This is a genomic window from Halomonas bluephagenesis, assembly GCF_054790765.1.
This window is the reverse complement of sequence record NZ_CP133631.1, coordinates 795,383-814,796: the sequence shown is the minus strand read 5'-3', so window position 1 is coordinate 814,796 and position 19,414 is coordinate 795,383. Positions and strand designations below refer to the sequence as shown.

Below are 19,414 nucleotides of genomic sequence, written 5' to 3'. Positions count from 1 at the left end.
AAAGCAAAAGCATTGCTTGTGTGGGCTGATTCTCACACAAAAAGCTGGGTATCAGGATTGGGAGAGACCTTTCCCTAAAGTGAACAAGTGTGTCAACGGTGCTGGTTTACCGCTAGGTGTCATGCAATCAGGAGGAAGGTGTGTATACAGTAGAAAGAGCAACGTTTCCCGCTGACTTAAATGCTGTACTTGATTTGTATCGAGAATATATAGCGAGCACGTCAGTTGACCTTACTTTTCAAGGTAACGATGAAGAATTTAATAGCTTATCTGAAAAGTATAGCTCGGATGAGTCAAAGATATTTTTAGCGACAATTAATAAGATACCGGTGGGGTGTGCTGCATTTCGCAAGGTGAACGATAATACCTGCGAAATGAAGCGGGTTTATGTTCGTCCAACTGCTCGTGGAAGTAAGTTGGGCGCTAGGTTGGTAGAGCGAATATTGCAGGAAGCCATCAGCAGTGGGTATAAGAAAATATGCCTTGATGTGCTGCCTGAGTTCAAAGCGGCCTTAGCGCTGTACCTGTCATATGGGTTCGTTCCACACCCACCCGTGACGAATAACCCTGTCCCTGGAACCCAGTTCTTGGGGCTGGATCTGGAACGGTATAACCACACAACTTCTCAGCTTAAAACACGCTATTCTCCAAGCTTATGAAGGATGCGCTTCAACGAGATCCCTAAGCTGCTCACTTAGAGGGTTGTCTTTCTTGTAGGCTAACAGTAGCGGCGGGGAAGAGTCCCCGTCGGCAAGCGGTATGGCCATCATCTACCGTTCATCATCTATCGCTTACTAACGATCACCAATTGATATATTTAAAATAAGAATATACGGGTCTTTTTTTATGCTTTTTGGGAAAGGCGTGATGCACTAAAATGGGGCTCTTTTTGAGCTAGGCACCTAAGGTCCGATTGGTTTGCTAAGCCAAAGATAGGGATGTCACCATGAATGAGCTAGAGCGCGCACGTCAAGCGAGCTGTCCTGCACATTCGAATAACGCCGTTGAGGAAAAGCCCGTATGAGTGAGTTGAACCCGATCAAAGCCCTGTTGGCTGACGTGCCTTTTATGGTTATTGACGGCGCTATGGCCACCGAGCTGGAAACGCTTGGCTGCGACCTCAACGACGCCCTCTGGTCAGCGCGCTTGTTGGCTCAGGCCCCAGAGAAAATTCGCCAAGTTCATCAGGCCTACTTTGAAGCCGGTGCTGATTGTGCGATTACCGCCAGCTATCAGGCCACGGTGCCTGGTTTTATGCAGGCAGGGCTGACAGCGCAGGAAGCGCGGGAACTGATTCAGTTATCGGTCACGTTGGCGCAGCAGGCGCGTGATGCAGTCTGGCAGCCTGGTCAAACCGATCGCCCCAAGCCGTTAGTGGCTGCGTCTGTTGGCCCTTAGGGCGCTTACCTGGCCGATGGCAGTGAATACCGCGGCGGCTATGATCTGGATCGTGCCGGGCTGGTAGCGTTTCACCGCGAACGTTTTGAACTCTTGCTAGCGGCAGGTGCTGATCTGCTGGCGGCTGAAACCTTGCCTTCATTAGATGAAGCGCTGGCGATCACCGATTTGTTGGCCGAGCATCCCGGCGCACAGGCCTGGATCACCTTCTCAGCAAAGGATGGCAAACATATCAGCGATGGTACGCCGATAGAGGAGTGCGCGGCAGCCCTGGCCAATTGCCCAGGCGTGGCGGCGATTGGCGTGAATTGCACCGCCTTGCCCCACATTGAGTCGCTGATTCAGGCGATCCGGCGTCAGTGCGATCTGCCAGTATTGGTCTACCCCAATTCAGGGGAAGTGTACGACGCGGTGACCAAAACCTGGCACCCGGCCACATGCGACCACACCGCCAGTGGCCCTTCCGCGCTGGCACAAGGGGTAGAGCAATGGCTGGCGGCAGGCGCGTCAGCTATTGGTGGTTGCTGCCGAACAGCGCCAGCGGATATTCAGGCGTTGGCCCAGTGGCGGCGGTCACGCCCGCTTAGTGAGTCATATAGATAACTAAGGTTATTTGTATTAGGTTTTAAGTCTTCCCACGTTTAGCAGAGGTATTTGTCTAATGAACCATTGATGCCGCCGTTGCAATAACGACCAGTCTCCACCAGCCCCCAGTAGTAAGGATAGTTCTTGGAATAGTTCTAGGGATGGTCCTTGGAATAGTCCTTGGGAGGGGTTTTAGAGAGAGTTCTTGGCATCGTTGGAATCACAAATGACAAATACCTATCTCACCTTAAAAGGTGTTTCCTACGTTCTGTCGGATGGCAGAAAGCTTTTCACTGATCTTCACGAGCAGTTCGATAGCCGCCCAACCGGGTTAGTGGGGCGTAATGGTGTCGGCAAAACAGTCCTAGCCCAAATCCTTGCTGGCCTGTTGCAGCCAGCCACTGGCCATTGTCAGCGCCCCGGCAGCGTCCATTATCTTGCCCAGCAGGTGGCGCAGCCGAAGGGTGTTTGTGTCGCTGATCTTGCCGGTGTTCGAACAACGTTGGATGCGCTGACACGCATTGAGGCTGGCAGCACAGCGCCTGAGGATTTTGAGGCAGTTGATGATCGCTGGGATATGCCCCAGCGATTTCGCCATGAACTCGAACGCAATGGCCTGGGCTATCTTGAAGCCAGCACACCAGCGAACACATTGAGCGGCGGCGAAGCCATGCGCGTTGCTTTAATGGGCGCCATGCTCTCGAATGCCGATTGCCTGATTCTTGATGAGCCAAGCAACCATCTCGACCGACCCAATCGGCAGGCGCTTATCGAACAGCTGCAGCGCTGGCCGCGTGGGCTGATCGTGGTTAGCCATGACCGACAACTGCTGGAAACCATGGAACGTATCGTGGAACTGTCGCCCTTAGGGCTGCACAGTTACGGCGGTAACTACACGTTCTATGCCCAAGCCAAAGCGCATGAACAGCAGGCTGCCCTTGATCAGCTCAGCCAGCGAAAGCTCGAACGCCAACGCGAAGAGCGCGCGATGCGCAAGCAGCGTGAACGTCAGGAGAAACGCCAGGCTCACGGCAATCGGCTGGGCAAGGAAGCCAACCAGGCTAAGATTCTGTTAGATCGTCAGAAAGAGCGCAGCGAAACCTCGGCGGGCGCGCTGCGCCAAAAGCAGGCGACCAGTCAGGCGCAGCTAAATCAACGTGTGCGTGACGCCGCAAAGCAGGTTGAAAACGAGCTACAAATCAACCTGCATGAAATACCTATTACCCAGGCCGCCAAGCGCTGTTTGGTTGAGTTAGAAAGGGTTGAGCTACCGTTCGTCATGGGAGCCACTCGGCACATTAATCTAATGCTGAAAGGGCAGCAGCGACTAGGCATCATAGGGCCGAATGGCTGTGGTAAATCTACGCTGCTCCGCGTGCTGGCGGGCCAGATTGAGCCCTTATCAGGAACCTACAACATAACGCCTGAAAGCGCCTATCTTGACCAGCAACTGGGGAATCTAGACCCAGCAAAGACGCTACTCGAACAGCTGCAGCTGGCCAACCGAACCGCGAGTGAAGGGGACCTGCGCATGCGGCTTGCCCAGCTAGGCCTAGGCGCGCAAAAGATCACCACGCCCAGCGGGCTGCTAAGTGGTGGTGAGCGCCTGAAAGGAGCGCTGGCCTGCATCCTCTACGCCGATTCCCCACCGCAACTATTGCTCCTGGACGAGCCGAATAACCATCTTGATTTGCCTTCAGCACAAGCACTGGAAACCATGCTGCGCAGTTACCAAGGCGCGTTAATGGTGGTATCCCACGACGATGCCTTTCTGGAAAAACTAGCCCTGACAGACCGCCTGCTAGCAACCGAACAAGGCTGGCACCTGGAGCCGGTTTGATCGTATTGCACCTCCTACCACACGCCCCGTAGGAGGTGGCTTTAGCCCGCGACGATTCAAACACTGAGCCATCAACAGGCTGCACCTGCCTGGATGCATTCGCCAAGGCTGCAAAGGCTCAGTATCATAAGCAGCCAACCAAATCACAGAAGTCACCTTCCATGTCATGCCCACCTTGCCCCAATTGCCAATCTGAATTCGTCTACCAGGATCAAAGCTTGTTCATCTGCCCGGAATGCGCCCACGAATGGAACCTTTCCGAGGTTGGAGCGGAAGACACCGTCACGGTGAAAGATGCCAATGGCACCCTGCTTGCTGAAGGCGATAAGGTAACGCTTATCAAAGACCTCAAGGTCAAAGGCAGCTCAATCGTGCTTAAGATTGGCACCAAGGCGGTCATCAAGCGGCTTAAGGAAGGCAAAGACCACCAGCTCGACTGCAAGGTCGATGGCGCTGGCGACATGATGGTCACCGCCCAGTTTGTGAAAAAAGCCTGAATCACCTTCACTCGCCTAGAGGGCCATCATGGACGTCAGACTCAACACGCAAGAGCAGATCGTGAAGTCATTTTACTCCTGGTTGCCTATGGTGCTGGTCGCGCTCATTCTCTACGGCGCGTTATTTGTCGGGCTCGCTATATGGCTACTAATGCAGTTGTTTGGCATGGAGCAAGCCGTCGCGCAAACAGTCGGGCTACCAAGCGGAGTGCTGTTACTGGGTGGCCTGTTTTACATCTATGTGAAGTGGCTGCTGACAGCGCTGTCGTCATACCAGCTTTCCCTGAGAGGCAATCAGCTCATCGTGAAAGGCATTTCGGGGCGGCGAACCATTGAACATGAACTGCCGGTGAATGATGTTAAAAAAATACACATCGGCACGCATACCCATACCATGCAACAGCCAGCGTCAGGGCAGGGCGGCGCTAAAAGCAAAGCTGCCTCGCGGCTGACGGTTGTGCTAAGCAACGGCGACTATTTCAAACTCGATTTCGCCATGAACGCCTTTGATAACGAATCGCTGTATGACTTTTTTACCGCCATGAAACGTAAAGGAATCGATATTAACCTCAACGGCTAACAAAGCCGTTCAATGCGCGCCTTGCAGGCATCTATGTTCAACAGAAGCAGGCTTCACCTGAATTGACTGCTAGGCTCAAAGCTACCGTGCCTTTGTCCAAAAAAACACTTAACAAGGTCAGTCTCGACGACGGTAGTTACAATAATAGATCAAGGCTAATGGTTATGTAGCGCGTGGTAAGCCTCCGGCGCCCCCGCGAGGAGGGCTGCAACAGGCTATATACTCAATGGAGTTCTCTGCTCTATGACTAAACGAACCTAGCAATACCGTTCCTAACCACCACCTGAGCAGGAAGTCCCGCTGGCGATGACGTTCGGTTACAGGTAGAAGGAGATGACATGTTTCCATTAGAGGTGTTGGCTACATATACACTGGCATGTTTGCTGTTAGTGATTTCCCCTGGGCCAGATAACATGCTGGCGATAGGACGAGGTTTAAGCCAAGGCAGATTGGCCGCAACCGTTTCTGGCTTATCGTCTGGGATGGGAATTCTATTTCAACGTGCTAGCGGCGACATTTGGGCTGACTCTTTTAATTCAAACGTCCGAGCTAGCCTTCTATGTGGTCAAGATTATTGGTGCGGGCTATCTCATTTGGTTAGGCGTTAAAGTCCTTCGGTCTCGAAATCTATTTTCCTTAGAGCCTGCAAAAAAACAGTCTTTAAAAACCGTATTTTCAACGGGCTTCCTTTCAGCGGCACTCAACCCTAAGCCGGGTATGTTTGTGCTCGCGTTTGTTCCTCAATTCGTAAACCCTAATCTGGGATCTGTGACTTGGCAAATGATTGGCTATGGGGTCTGGTTTGCGGTTTTAACAGCGGTAGGTTTCAGCCTTATGGGCGTGTTTTCATCTAGATTATCAGAATGGCTGAGAAACAAACCAAAATTGGTTTCTGGCTTAAATATTGGGGCAGGCGTTACGTTTGTATCGTCGGGTCTGGCTGTGGCGTTCATGAAGCAGAGGTAAAAAGCGTGCTTCATGAACCATTACAAGCTCCACTACTAGCGGGATGAGCGGATCTGAATCAGTCACTGGCCGCTGAGGTATAGAGAAAATCGCAAAAAACTGCCCGAGGTCATGCCCGTAGCCTAAAGTGCTATGGGGCAAGCGTAGGACTCAACGGATTTAACTGCTAGGCTAATTTTACTAGAGCGAACAACGCCGCAGGGAACAACCTAATGCAAAATGCCCCACGCATTGAGCTTCACCCTATTAGCCAACGCGTGCAGGCGCAGGTTGACGGCACGTTAATCGCCGACTCCACCAATACGCTTGAACTCCGCGAATACGGCTAACCACCACGCCACTACTTCCCACGTGAAGACGTGAGAATGGATTTACTTACTATTTCAGAAACCACCACGTATTGTCCGCTCAAGGGTGATGTCACCTACTGCACACCGATGTGGCGTGGAGCGATGACCAGCAGCCGATACGCTCAAAAAATATGGATCTAGATATGTTGTGAAAATATGAGGATGTTTCATGAAGATTGCGTGGATTATTCTGATAATGTTCGTGCTGGCTGGATGCGCGGGAAATAGATATGGCGAAGTAGCAATCGGGTCACATAGCGTTTGGTGCAATGAAAGGTATTTGCCGGAAAGAGATTCGATTGAAACAGTACAAGACGAGCTGCATCTCGATGTCGCAAAGAATGGATATCTGTATGCCTTCTTGGGCGCTTATGCATTCCAAAAAGATAGCAAAGGTGGTTCAGACCATCTATTTGTATTGCCAGAGTATATTGAAAGAGTTGAATCGCTTTCTGAGCAGGATGATGAGACAGGGTTCGAAGCTGAGGTCTTTAAGGTATATTCCAGTCAGAGCAATCTATTTGAGGTTGTAATTGTTTTCATTGGCTCGAATGATATGGCTGATTGGAGAACAAATTTTTCTTTTATAAATCGACGTCAGTATGACCAAGCAAGAAATTATGTACTTAATGTTGAGAAGGAGTTTCCGGAGATGAAGTTTGTCGTTGCCGGATATTCACTGGGTGGTGGATTGGCAGTTCACGTAACAAAGCATGAACAAACGAGTGCCAAGGTTCAGCAAGCTTGGGCTTTTAACTCAAGCCCAAAAACATGGGGTGATGGAAGTAATGATGCTCGAATTTGGCAGGCTTCTATGTCACGTGATGCGCTTAAGATCGCGAGGTTGCCCATATTTCGGGTTCTTCCTGGGGTATCTAGAATTGGTGCAGGAAGCGGTCAAAGGGCGGAGAATTACTATCTAGTTGAATCGAATCGTGTTTATGCTCATTTTAGATGGGTTCTAGCGAGAGATATGTTGCACGTGGCTGACTTAGCTTTATACAAAGAAGGCGTTGAGGAAGAGTCATCAAAACCATTACATCTACTTAAATTATCTTCGTTCGCTGCTTGCAATGCCGCCCTCTAACAATCGGCTGCACAGCGGCCTATTTCCCGCCGCTTCGCGGCTCTAAATCGGCTCGTGAGCCGGGCGTTGAGCCTGTATAAAAACTCCGCTGACGGCTAAGTTTTGGTAGGATCGAGAAAAAATACGAGGAGTGGTCAGCATGCCGCGCTTCAAGGCTTATAGCTACGATCAGAACGCTATGGTGGTGATCAATTACCAAGATCAGATCCAGCTAGGCACCTTTGAACACGCTGTGCACTACCTGATCGACTGGATGAAGCATCGAGTCGATAGCCCCCCAGGGGCAAAGAAGTTTACAGCCATCGTATGTCAGTCGTGGAGCCCGTCTTCGGCAACATTGGCACAACGAAAAGGCTGAACCGCTTCAGCCTTCGGGGTAAGAAAAAAGTGCAAGGTCAGTGGCAGCTCTACTGCTTGGTGCACAATATTGAGAAGTTGGCGAATTACGGCCACTTGGCCGCGTCATGAAGGGCCTGGAGCGGAGTATGTTGCTTTTTAAGAGCAAAAGGCCGTCTTCAACAAGCTTTAGCTGGGTGCCCAAGTGGCTAAATACCGATATTAAGATTACTCAGTCAGATGACCGGCTGAGTAAATAAATTAAGATGATAGGAGGTGGAGACGGCTCGAAATCGGTTTTTTCTACAGTCTCGTTATTCATCCTAGACTTCAATCGGCTAACAAGGATTAACATGGCAAAAAGAACGAACAATCATAAATTGGGTGACTTAGGCGAACTTAAGGTTAGAATGATATTTTCTGAAGCAGGGTTTGCTATATCAGAGATGTCAAAGGATTATGGCGAAGACTTTTTCGTATTTGGTGAAGACGCTGGTGTTATTGAGCCTTTCAGGATCTACGTTCAAGTAAAAACATCTGAAAAAAATGATCAACATAAGTCTGATTGGACAATTTACGAAGATTGCTTAACTGTTCGAAATTGGATTATTGGAAATGATCTTACAATTCTTGTTCGCCACAACAAAAAGTCAGGTGAATATAAATTTTGCGTTCCAGAGGATGAGGTTGAATATTGGAATTTACCATTTATTAAAGATAGTGATATTGCAATCAACTGTAACGAAAACTTTGATGCTGAAGCAGCAAAAAAATTGATGTGGATGGCTCGAATTAGACATTACGATAGGATTGTCAAAATTACTCAGCCAAATGAAATGGGAGAAGATACGTGGAATGATATTCCTAAATACAGGCTATTTTGTTTGGAGCTGTTAGTTAGACTTAAACTCATGGATCCTGTGAATCTTCATCTGAATAACGAGACATATCTGAAACTCGCCAATATCGCTGGAGAAATGATTGACGATCATGAAGATTCAGAAGATATGAGTGCAGTTGAAAAGTCTAGATATGCAGCAAGCTTTTTATTAGTGGTAGATCAATTGGAAAAAGTTAGTGGATATTCAGTTGGCATGAGTCAGTTTTTATTAGACTCTTGCGCTTGCTTACTAGTACAACTGATGTTTCACCGTGAAGAAGTTGCCATAAAAGAGCTCCAAGAACTAGCATCAACCTTGAGGCTATCTACATAATAATTCGTTTCCATTGATAAAATACTGTCACGAATTTTGGTACCTAAAATGTCGTGCCAGTATTTGTAACTGAACTCGGCGTTATATCAGTTCCGCCTAAAATCCCGTTCCTGGCCGATAGCGGCCAAGCCAACTTTGGTGATGCAGAGTTGCATATCCGAGAATCATGGCACTGAATGCATCTGTTGCCAGGGAGAGAATTGCTTAGCCTCTGCTGTTTAGGTGCGTTGTTATTATCTGTATCAACCTGATGGTCGAGAGGAAATTGAACTGACGCCTGATAGCGCCATCGAAGGAAATATCAGATAAAGATCGGCTTTTGCTGACAAGCTATTACTACCCGTTCTTGCAGGATGGGGTCTTCGCGGAGAACTTTATGGACTACGAACATGCAATTGTGAAATTCGAAGACGGGATTGGCATCCTGTTCTGCAACGGCTGCGGCATTATCATCGCTGAGGGTACCCAGCATGAGGATAGAGAGCACTACTGTACCATGTGCATGAGCGGCAATTGTAAAGCAAAATTCAAGGACGGAAACTGACATTTCCAGACCGCCACGCTCCGCGTTTTAGGGAAGGGGGCGTGGAATAGATGTTGTGAACATCATTAATCTGAAAACTCTTTAACATCCGCTCCTGGCCGAAGACCGACATTACCAGCACCGCTAATGTCGGTTTTGATGACAACCTTCTACATCCCACTCACCCTCATCACTTCCCTCGTCACCGCCTCATTCAACACCCCGCGTTTGGCTTCCATCACCGTGAGCCAGTCGCGGGCGCGGGTGATGCCGGTGTAGACCAGCTCGCGGGTGAGAATCGGGTTGATCGTCGGCGGTAGCAGCAGGGCGGTGTGTAAGAACTCCGAGCCTTGGGATTTGTGTACCGTCATCGCGAATACGGTTTCTACCGCGTGTAGGCGGGAGGGCAGTACCCAGCGGATGGGTTTATCGGCATCGCTCGTGGCACTTGATGAAGGAAAGGCCACTCTCAACAGTTTCTGTTGCGGATTGCGGGGATCCGGCACGGCCAGGGTGATGCCGATATCGCCGTTCATTAGTTTTAGGCCATAGTCGTTTTGGGTGACCAGTACCGGGCGGCCTTCATACCAGCCTTTCTCTAACGTGTAGTCACTGCCAAACAGCAGCTTTTCGCTGCGCAGGGTTTTGGCGATATGCAGGTTTAAGCCTTCTACTCCCCAGGGGCCTTTGCGCAGCGCGCACAGCAGTTGAAAGTGGCTGTAGGCGCTTAGTACCTCAGAAGCCCAGGCGTTATAGGCCGCTGGGTTGTCCTCAAACGATTCCCCACGCGGGCGCTGTGCGTTCAGCACCTTTAGGTAATGGCGATAGCCAGTGGGCGGGGCGATGGGTTCATTTTTGTGGTTGGTGCGGCCTTCACCTCCATTGAGAAACTTATCCGCGCTGCCGTGAATCACCAGCTTATCCAGCGCGGTGTCCTCAGCAAGCGTTAGGTGGTGTAAGTCTGGGTAGCCGTGGCGCAGCACGGCGCTAACGGCCTGCTGTTTTTCCCAATCAGTTTGGGCATGGCTGGGCTGGTTAATCGCCTGGGCCAACTGGCCGATGCCGCTGTGTTCGTTAAAGCGGTGGCTTACCCGCAGCATGGTAATGGCTTTGTCGAGCGGCTGGCCGTCAGCATCCAGGTACTCGGGTGGCAGCGGCTGGCCGGTGGCGCTTTCCAGCCATTGGGCGGTTTCTGGGGTGTAGTGGGCGGCTTCGGCACGGCGGCATAAATCGCCGAGTACCGAGCCAGCCTCTACCGATGCCAACTGGTCTTTATCCCCCAGCAGCACGCACTGTGCATTGGCGGGCAGGGCGCTCAGCACGGCGGCCATCATTTCGATATCCACCATAGAGGCTTCGTCGATGACCAGTACATCTAACGCTAGCGGGTTGGCGGCGCTGTGGCGGGAGTGGCGGGTGTCGGGGCGAGCGCCTAGTAAGCGGTGGAGCGTGGTGACTTCAGTTGGGATGGCGGCTTGAAGCTGCTCTGGGGCCTCATCTTCGTCGACGTGTCGAACCAAAGCTAAAGCTCCCTCCCACAAAGCTCCTTCCAATAAGGTGGTTAATCCTTTGAAGGGAAGTTGGCTGACTTGCCCAGCGATGGATTCATTCAGGCGGGCAGCGGCTTTGCCGGTGGGGGCGGCTAGGCGAATGCGCAGCGGTTGGCTGGGTGAGTGAGCCAGTTGCAGCGTTTGCAGCAGGGCGAGCAGGCGCACCACGGTGGTGGTTTTGCCGGTGCCGGGGCCGCCGGTAATAATGCCGAAGCGGCTGCGGGCGGCCAGCGCACAGGCGGTTTTTTGCCAGTCGAGATTGCCGCTTGGCTTGAACAGAATATTCAGGGCCTGGGGGAGAAGACCGGGGTGACTATCGTCACCCATCGCCCAATAAATTGGCCTCCTACAACGGTTATCAGTTGCCGTCGTGGCGTTATCATTCACTGCCTGTGTGTGTGCGGTGTTTTCATCTTCTAGGCGGCTGGCGATTTGCTGGTGCAGGGTTTGCTCGTACTGCCAGTAGCGGCGTAGGTAGAGTCGCGTGTCTGAACCTGAGTGATTAGTCACTACCACCAGCGGTGTGTTGCCGGGGCCTTCGCTGGTGAGCAGTGGGTGGTGCAGCGCGGCTTGCCATTCGCTTAGCGTAAGCGTTGCCAGCACATCGCTGGGCAGAGGTGGCGAGTCGGTTAAATCATCCCCTTCTGGTGGTAGCGAAAGGGCGAAATCTGGTGCGTTAAGCGTGGCGGTTAAGTCCAGACACACATGCCCTCGGCCTAGCTGGTGGCTGGCCAGGGCGGCGGCTAACAGCAGCAGCGCGGGGGCATCCGGTGCTTCTGCCGCTAAAAAGCGCACCAGAGCGCGGTCTAAATCGCGCAGCCAGCCCCTGGCTACCCAGCGCTCACATAGGGTTAGCAATTCAGTGGTATCGCTTAACGCAGGGTGAGCGCTCACTGGCGCGGGGGCCAGTGAAGGCTGGGCATCCTGTGTTTCAACGGCATCGCCAAACAGGTCGAAGGTGTGGGTGTCTTTGGGCTTACTCATACCGTCGCTTCCTGTGCGGGGCTTGAAAACGATGCGCCTGCAAACAGGCTATCCAGTGCTTCGATCAGTTCAACCGGGGCGGGCTCGGAAAATACCCCGCGCCCTGGGCTGCGGCTGCCGCGTAGAAATACCGTCATTGAGCCACCCAAGTGCTGGTGCGGGTCGTAGTTGGGCAGGCGCGCTTTTAGCAGCCGGTGCATAGCCAGCAGGTAAAGCGCGGCCTGGAGGTCGTAGCGCTTGGCCAGCAGCGCATGGCGCAAGGCGTCCGGTTCGTAATCGCTATCACTGGGCCCTAAATAGTTCGATTTCCAGTCCAGCACGTAAAAGCGCCCTTGGTGCTCGAAGGCTAAATCGATAAAGCCTTTCAGCATGCCGTTTAGGGTATCGGCATCCAGCGCTGGGCGCTCAACCCCTGGCAGTAAGTGCTTGCTTACCAGGGCATCAATCGCCTGGGTGTTGACCCGTTTGGCGGCTAGCCAGAACTCTAGTTCCACTTGGTAGCTGCTGAGTTCGGTCAGTGTGACGCTTTGTTGGTTTGGCGCGGCCAGCGGTAACGGTGTGGTGAGTAGCGCTGAAAGCCAGCCTGCTAGCGGTTCCTGCCATGCTTGCCAGCCGCGCAGCTGTACGCGCCGCCATAGCATATCGTTGAGTGAATCTTGATCGTTAGCAGCGGCTGCAAAGCCTTGCCTGCCTGCCCATTCCAGTAAGCCATGCAAAAATGTTCCCGGCCCTGGGCCTCTGGGAAATTTATGCAGATGAAATGTTTCCTGCTGGGCCAGCTGGGATAGTTCCTGCGGCTCATCCAATACTTCAAACGCGGTAGCTTCCTGGGCGGTGGTCGGCTCCAGTGGCGTGGCCGTGGGGGCGGTGAGCGTGCCGGAAAGGCGCAGCGCCGAGTAGCTGGCAATCCACCAGTGTTCCTTGGCCGGGCGCGTGGGCGTGCGGGCGTGCCCAAGCGTGGCGCTTTGTTCGGCGCTTTGTGCAGAGAGTGCAAGGCGCTGGGCAGTGGGTGCCGGTGGCTCGTTGACAGCAATCTCGCTGCCTTGTGCCAGCGCTTCCAGCGCGGTGGTTAGCTCCGCCGGTACAAGCGTTTTTCCGCCGCTAATCAGGTAGCCGAGGGCGCTATTTTCTAACCCCTGAAGTGGGGCTAGCCCCAGCCAAGTCGCGTGGCGGGCGCGGGTTAGCGCCACATAAAGCTTGCGCAGGTCTTCCCCTAAACGTTCGCGGTCGGCGGTAGCCAGCGTTTCTTCATCGGCGCTTAGGCTGAGCTGAAGATTGCCTTGGGCGTCGTGCCAGCGCAGCGGTATGTCTTTATCGCTCACTGGGCGGTGGTTGGCGATAAACGGCAGGAATACCAGCGGGTACTCAAGGCCTTTGGATTTGTGGATGGTGACCACCTTGACCAAATCCGCGTCGCTTTCCAGGCGCAACTTGTGGCTGTCGCCGTGGCCTTCCGGGTCGGCAATGGATTCATACAGAAAGCGAATCAGCGCGTGTTCGCCGTCCAGTTCAGCGCTGGCTTGCTGCAGCAGTTCGCCTAAGTGCAGCAGGTCGGTGAGCAAGCGCTCACCCTCTTCGAATTCCCCCAGTAGGCGGGCGGGAATGTCGAAATCCACCATCATGCGGCGTACCAGGGGCAGCACACCCTGGCGCTGCCATAGGCGATGGTAGTGGCTGAATTGCTCCACCCGCGCTTCCCAGGCCAGTTCGTTTTGTTGCAGGTGATCAAGGTCGGCTAGGCTTAGCCCCAATACTGGCGTGGCCAAGGCGGCTCGCAGATGGGCTTCGGCTTTGCGGGAACTGGCTAACGGCTCGGCGCAGGCGCGCAGCCAGCGTTCTACCTGCTTGGCCATGGGCGAGCTGAACACCTTGTCGTGGTCGGAAAGGTAAACACTCTTTACTCCACGGCTGGCCAGCGCTAAGCGAATGGCACGGGCTTCCTGCAGGCCGTTGACCAGTACTGCCATATCGGAAGGTTTTAGCGGGCTTAGGTCATCGCCTTTCTGAAAACCGCTTTTGCCTTCTTTATTGCCGCTTTGGCCTGCCGTGAGCAATTCCACCATATAAGAGGCGCAGCGTTCGGCCATCTCGGTCTGGTAGGCGGTTTTGGAAAGTGGTTCTTCGCTTGTTAACGGCCAAAGTGTCATGGCGGGCAGCGGCTTACCTTGGTGCACCAATTGTTCGTCGCGGCCTTTGGCATTTACCGATAAGAACGGCAGCGGGTTTTCGCCACCGTCTTCGCGAAATAGAAACGCCCCAGCCGGGTGCTGGTCGGCGTAGTGGAAGCAGTGATTGACGGCTCCCACCATGGCGCGGCTGGAGCGGAAGTTGGTGCCTAGCGTGACGTGGCGGCCGGCGGTGTCTTGGCGAGCCTGCAGGTAGGTGAAGATATCCGCGCCGCGAAAGGCGTAGATGGCCTGCTTGGGGTCGCCGATCAGTAGCATGGCGGCGTCGCGGCGTGGGTTGGCGACGTCATAGACCGCGTTAAAAATGCGGTACTGAATCGGGTCGGTGTCCTGGAACTCATCAATCAGCGCGACGGGGAACTGGCGCAGAATCTGCGCTGCCAGGGCATCTTTGTTGGGGCCTTGCAGGGCGCGGTCTAAATGGGTGAGCAGGTCGTTGGGGCCCATCTCGGCACGGCGTTCTTGCTCCCGCTCCATACGCACTTTGCACCACTGCACGGCGTGAATCAACAGGTCGTTGCGCGGTTCGGGCAAGGCGTTGAGGGCGGCGGGCAGTGCCTCAAACGCCCCAAACGCTGGGTGGTTCGGTGGCTCTCCGTTCCAGATTTCAGCAATGCCCGCCGGTGTCAGTCGCTTCCATGCAGTGGCCTTCTTATCCATATCAGGACTGACAAGGTCGCTTTCCGCCCATTGCTGAATTTTATCCAGCCATTTTCCTCGATGATCTTTGCGCATTTTGCCAGGGGCAAAGTGCTTGGCTGTTTGGCCATCGTCAAAAAGCTGCCGTAGTTCATGTACCCACGCTCGCCAAGGAGCTTTTAGTTCTTCAAGGCGTGCGCTGCGTTCGGCGTCGGCAGCGCTTAATGTGTCGGCTGGCGCGGGGCGTTGGCTGCCGAGTGCGTCGCTTTCGTGGAGCAACTTGCGTACATCTTCGTGGAGTTTATCCGGCGATTTCCAGTATCTGGTAATGCTGCCCAGGGCGTCGGCATCCAGTGGGTAGTAGAAGGTGCGCCAGTAGTCGCGCACCACTTCTTGTTCCAGTTCGCGCTGGTCGTTTTCCAGGTTGAGCGAGAACAGGCTGCCACTATCAAAGGCGTGTTCGCGCAGCATGCGATAGCACCAGCTGTGGATGGTGGAAACCGCGGCTTCGTCCATCCATTCGGCGGCTAGCTCCAGGCGGCGAGCGCAGGCGGGCCAAGTGGCCTCGGGGTATTGGCTGCGCAGTTGGATGAGCAAGGAATCCGAACCAGCATCATCAGTGGCCCTAAATACCGCTGCAGCTTCCACCAGCCGGTGGCGAATGCGTTCGCGCAGTTCCTGGGTGGCGGCATTGGTGAAGGTGACTACCAGAATTTCCGGCGGGGTGAGCGGGCGTACAAAGGCGCTGTCGTCTTCGCTGTGCTGCCCGCCCAGCACCAGGCGCACGTAGAGCAGCGCGATGGTAAAGGTTTTGCCCGTGCCCGCACTGGCTTCAATCAGGCGGCTGCCGTGAAGCGGTAGCGTAAGAGGGTTAAGCGGCATTGGAGAGGCGTTCTGGCTCATTGGGCAGCTCCTTTTTTACCGCTTGAGGCTTTTGTAGTGTCTGGCTTTTTCACGGTCTTGAACAGCGGCGCATAAAGCGCTTCCGTCAGCGTGGCGAAGGTGTGTGTTTGGCCATTATAAGATGCTTCGATGCGGTCGAAAAATAGCCGCTCGAAGCGGGGCCATTGGTGGCCGAGATAAGGGCTCTGATCGGCTTCGCCAGTGGTTTTGTAACCGCTTTCATAGACTTTTTCGGCCGCGGCGTAGGCGTCGCTTTCCCTGCCTTTTTCAATCGCAATGTCAGGTGTGCCCAGTTTTGTTAGCCAAGCAAAGGCGGCTTGGGGGGCCAGCGGTAATGGCACTTCTAAGCCGTGTTGCCAGGCGCTTAACTGGGTTTCCAGGTGCGTGCGGGCGGTGTCGGCAGCGATAGGTTCCAGGGTGATGTTGCCCGCTTTGGAGAGCAGTTGCGTGGTCATCGGACCGCTGAGGTTACCCGCGAGGTGGGCAACCCAGTGGCGCAGCAGCAGATGCCACTGGTACTTGCCGTTCTTGACCAGGCTGCTGCTGAGTAATAAAAGGCGGCAGCGGTTGCCCGCCTCATCCTGGCGTAGCTCCCCCAGCCAATCTTCCAGCGTAATACCGTTACTACCTTCCAGGTGAATGGCTGCTGGGTCACCTAGCGCAATCGGCCAAGCGCCCAGGGCTTCTTCGTAGTCGCTGAACAGGGCTTCCATGGGTTCTGCTAAGGCATCGCGCATGCGCTCGCCAAAGGCACCCATGGCCAATACGCCTTGGCCCTGAAAACGCTCAAGGGCTGCGTGCAGTGCTTCAATGCGTGGCTCGCCGCGGTCAATGGCGTGGCGCTGGGCGGCGATCAGTTGGTCTTGCAACTGCCAGTTTTGCAGGCCATCCAGGGCGAACGGTTCTTCGTCCAGCTCGGCAATCGCTTCCTGCTCGAAATATACTCCCAGCCGGGTATTGAAGAAGGCGCGTACTGGCTCGCGCAGGAATTGGCCTAACTGGCCAAGCGTCAGGCTGGTGGGGATGTTTTCCGGTGGGGGAAGTGAGGATTGGGCAGCTTGAGGCGTGCGCGGTGCGTGTACCTCGCGCCATTCATGTGCATAGGTAAACAGTCGCGAGACTTGCGGGTTGCTAGCAAAATAAGCGCGGCTAAACGGCTGCAGCGGGTGCTCTGTGGTTAGCGCTTCCAGCAGTGGCGTGCCGTTCTTGATCTGCCAGCCTGCTTCCAGATGGTCACGGAGTTGGCCGACCAGTACCGAAGGCGGTAGCGGTGTGTTGTCGATTTGGCTTCTGCCGACCCAGCTTATGTAGAGCTGGTCGCGGGCGGAGAGCAGCGCTTCCAAAAACAGATAGCGGTCATCTTCCCGGCGAGAGCGGTCACCGGGGCGGTAGTCACTACCCATCAAATCAAAATCTAGCGGTGGCTGAGAGCGGGGGTACTCTCCGTCGTTCATGCCCAGCAGGCACACGCGCTTAAACGGAATGGCGCGCATGGGCATTAGCGTGGCGAAGTTGACCGCACCGGCTAGAAAGCGCTGGGAAAGGCTGTGTTCATCAATCTGTCCCAGCCAGTGTTCGCGCACCATGGAGAGCGGCAGCGGTTCGTTTAACTGGGCTTCCTCGCTGCTTTCCAGCATTTGCTGCAAACCGTTTTCCAGCTTGGTGAGCATTACGCTTTCTTGGGCCTCGTCAGTCAGGAAGAAGGTTTCCAGCAGCGTGCGTAGTCGCGCTACCCAGTTGGCCGCATCGGTGGGCTGGCAGAAGGTTTCCCAGGTTTCTTCGAGCTTTTCCAACAAGGTGGCTAACGGCCCGGCAAGGCCCGCTTCCAGCCCGCCGATATCGTCAAACGGCTCGATTCCTTGCCAAGCGTGGCCTTTGCCCACGGTGTAGCCGAGCAGCAAGCGGCGCAGGCCAAACGCCCAGGTGTTTTGGCTTAACCCGCCGGGTAGCTCAAGTGTCTGGCGCTGCTTGGCATTCAGCCCCCAACGAATGCCTGCACCCTCCATCCAGCGCTCGAGTACCGGTAGGTCGCGCTCTTCCAGTCCAAAGCGCTGGCACAGAGCGGGTACATCGAGCAGATCCAGTAAGTCGCTGACCGAAAGACGCAGCTCAGGTAGGCGCAGCAGCTTTTCCAGGGCAATCATTAGTGGCAGGCGGTGGCGACTGGCTTGGTCGGAAAGCGTATAGGGAATATGCCGTGGGTCGTCACTTGGTAGTTGGCCAAACACTGCGGCGATATGCGGCGCGTAGCGGTCGATATCTGGCACCATGACGATGATATCCCGCGGGCGAAGGTCAGGGTCGGCACTGAAGGCGGCCAGCAACTGGTCGTGAAGAATCTCAACTTCCCGCTGAGGGCCGTGGGCAATATGAAACACCATGGAGTCATCTGCCGAACTTAGCGCGGGCCAGTGAGTTTGGGTTTCCGCCACGGGGCGCAGTTCGCGAATATCATCTTGCAGTTGGCTGAGCAGGCAGTCGCGATCAACACCGTTAAACGGCTCAAACATATCAATACGCAGCGCCTGCTGCTCAAACAAGGTTTGATAATTGCCCGAATCGTCGTGTTCATCCAGCAGGCGCAGGTAGTCGCGGCCCTGCTTGCCCCAGGCGGCGAGTAGCGGCTGGGCGTGCAGATGCAGGGCATCGTCGGCGTCGCCAGTGCCCAGCACATCTAGTGCTTCGGGCATGCCGGTTTTGCGCCGCTGACGGTAGCGGTTGGCGCGCAGTAAATCTTTATGCTCGATGATATCCGCCCAGTAGAACTGGCAGGGGTTGTGGACACACAGCACGATTTGGCAGCAGCGAGAGAGTGCTGCCAGCGCTTCCAGGGTTTGTTGGGGCAGCGATGAAATACCAAAAATAATCAGCCGCCTAGGCAGGCCGCGTGGGCAGGGCTGGCCTTCCAGCTGTTCAGAGGCTGTTAAAAAGCGCCGATGCACCTGGGCGCGGCTACTGTTGAGGCCTGCATCGCCTTGGGTGGCGGCGACATCCTCACGCAGAATGCGCCATAGCGCAGGCTGCCAGCGCTGGTGCTCTTCCAGCGGGCGGGGTTCTCCCCGAGCGGTAATCAGCACGTCGTCACCGTTGGCCCAGGCATCCAGCCAGTCGGCGCGGTAGACCTGATACTGGTCGAATAAATCCGCCAGCCGCTCGGCTAGTTGGTAGTGCTTGCGCTGGTCGCGTTCGACTTCTAAAAACTGGGCCAGCGGCGCGAACACTTCCTGCCCCGCTAGTGTGGGCAGCAGGCGCAGTAGTCGCCATACCAAGCGCGATTTATCAAACGGCGAGGTTTCTGGCACCGCGTCGCCGTCCTGGTCAACGTGGGTGAGCACCGTGCGGTAGGCCTGCCATAAAAACCGCGCAGGCAGCATGACATCCAGCGCGGCGGCGATGCCCGCACCACCATTTTCCGGGTCTTCCGCCAACGCCAGCTTTAACCACTGCCCAATGCCGTTGCTCTGCACCAGAATAGTCTCGTTTTCCAGCGGCCCCAACGGGTGCAAGCGCATCCATTGCACCGCCAGCCCGCGCAAGTCTTCCAGACGGTTAGCGTGCACCACCATAAAGCCAGGAGTAAGCGACGTTGGCGAGAACGGTGTTGGTGAGCAGTGTGAATTGGCAGACATGCGGTGGTGTTCCTTCACGGCATTAGGCATTGGGAATAGCGCGTAGCGCTATGGTGCCATAAGTTAAGTGTCTTGCGGGATGCGCGTTATATCGCCAAGCTATGCGGATACCGTGCGTAAAGCGATGTGAGTCAAGCAAAGAGGAAT

The 19,414-nt window shown here is 54.6% G+C and carries 12 protein-coding genes and 2 pseudogenes; 11 read left to right on the top strand and 3 right to left on the bottom strand.

Annotated elements, in window-relative coordinates:
* The first annotated feature begins 140 nt into the window (after positions 1-140).
* From REH51_RS03625 to REH51_RS03575, 11 genes and pseudogenes are all read left to right on the top strand, one after another.
* Positions 141-659 (top strand): GNAT family N-acetyltransferase, encoded by a 519-nt coding sequence (locus tag REH51_RS03625; RefSeq protein ID WP_009721627.1) that lies wholly within the window; start codon positions 141-143, stop codon positions 657-659.
* Between the two features lie 361 nt (positions 660-1,020).
* A pseudogene (mmuM, locus tag REH51_RS03620) lies at positions 1,021-2,001 on the top strand (homocysteine S-methyltransferase).
* 208 nt (positions 2,002-2,209) lie between these two features.
* A complete protein-coding gene (locus tag REH51_RS03615) occupies positions 2,210-3,823 on the top strand; it encodes an ABC-F family ATP-binding cassette domain-containing protein (protein WP_009721630.1) in 1,614 nt (537 codons plus the stop codon).
* A 161-nt stretch (positions 3,824-3,984) separates the two neighbouring features.
* Positions 3,985-4,320, top strand: coding sequence for a zinc ribbon domain-containing protein YjdM (locus REH51_RS03610; protein WP_009721631.1), 336 nt, complete (start codon positions 3,985-3,987; stop codon positions 4,318-4,320).
* A 28-nt stretch (positions 4,321-4,348) separates the two neighbouring features.
* Positions 4,349-4,900 (top strand): hypothetical protein, encoded by a 552-nt coding sequence (locus REH51_RS03605; protein WP_009721632.1) that lies wholly within the window; start codon positions 4,349-4,351, stop codon positions 4,898-4,900.
* Between the two features lie 501 nt (positions 4,901-5,401).
* Complete coding sequence (locus REH51_RS03600) at positions 5,402-5,866, top strand: LysE family translocator (protein WP_009721633.1); 465 nt, start codon at positions 5,402-5,404, stop codon at positions 5,864-5,866.
* 365 nt (positions 5,867-6,231) lie between these two features.
* Positions 6,232-6,357, top strand: coding sequence for a hypothetical protein (locus tag REH51_RS03595; protein ID WP_498936877.1), 126 nt, complete (start codon positions 6,232-6,234; stop codon positions 6,355-6,357).
* A gap of 28 nt (positions 6,358-6,385) precedes the next feature.
* Positions 6,386-7,303, top strand: a complete 918-nt coding sequence (locus REH51_RS03590; protein WP_009721635.1) for a Tle-like phospholipase domain-containing protein — start codon at positions 6,386-6,388, stop codon at positions 7,301-7,303.
* Positions 7,304-7,550: 247 nt separating this feature from the next.
* Positions 7,551-7,771 (top strand): annotated as a pseudogene (locus tag REH51_RS03585) (transposase); the annotation flags it as partial.
* A gap of 221 nt (positions 7,772-7,992) precedes the next feature.
* Positions 7,993-8,853 carry a DUF4365 domain-containing protein gene (locus REH51_RS03580; protein ID WP_009721637.1) on the top strand — a complete coding sequence of 287 codons (861 nt, stop codon included), beginning with the start codon at positions 7,993-7,995 and terminating at the stop codon, positions 8,851-8,853.
* A gap of 376 nt (positions 8,854-9,229) precedes the next feature.
* Positions 9,230-9,397, top strand: a complete 168-nt coding sequence (locus REH51_RS03575; RefSeq protein ID WP_498936875.1) for a hypothetical protein — start codon at positions 9,230-9,232, stop codon at positions 9,395-9,397.
* 149 nt (positions 9,398-9,546) lie between these two features.
* On the opposite strand, the gene recD is transcribed toward REH51_RS03575, so the two are convergent.
* Genes recD through recC form a run of 3 tightly spaced genes read right to left on the bottom strand, consistent with a single transcriptional unit; the run spans position 9,547 to position 19,267 of the window.
* Positions 9,547-11,910 carry an exodeoxyribonuclease V subunit alpha gene (recD, locus tag REH51_RS03570; RefSeq protein ID WP_498936873.1) on the bottom strand — a complete coding sequence of 788 codons (2,364 nt, stop codon included), beginning with the start codon at positions 11,908-11,910 and terminating at the stop codon, positions 9,547-9,549.
* Positions 11,907-15,638: an exodeoxyribonuclease V subunit beta gene (recB, locus tag REH51_RS03565; protein WP_498936871.1), complete on the bottom strand. Its 3,732-nt coding sequence runs from the start codon at positions 15,636-15,638 to the stop codon at positions 11,907-11,909. The genes recD and recB overlap by 4 nt, the downstream gene beginning before the upstream one ends.
* On the bottom strand, positions 15,635-19,267 hold the full coding sequence (recC, locus tag REH51_RS03560; protein WP_498936870.1) for an exodeoxyribonuclease V subunit gamma: 3,633 nt from the start codon (positions 19,265-19,267) through the stop codon (positions 15,635-15,637). The genes recB and recC overlap by 4 nt, the downstream gene beginning before the upstream one ends.
* Positions 19,268-19,414 lie beyond the last annotated feature (147 nt).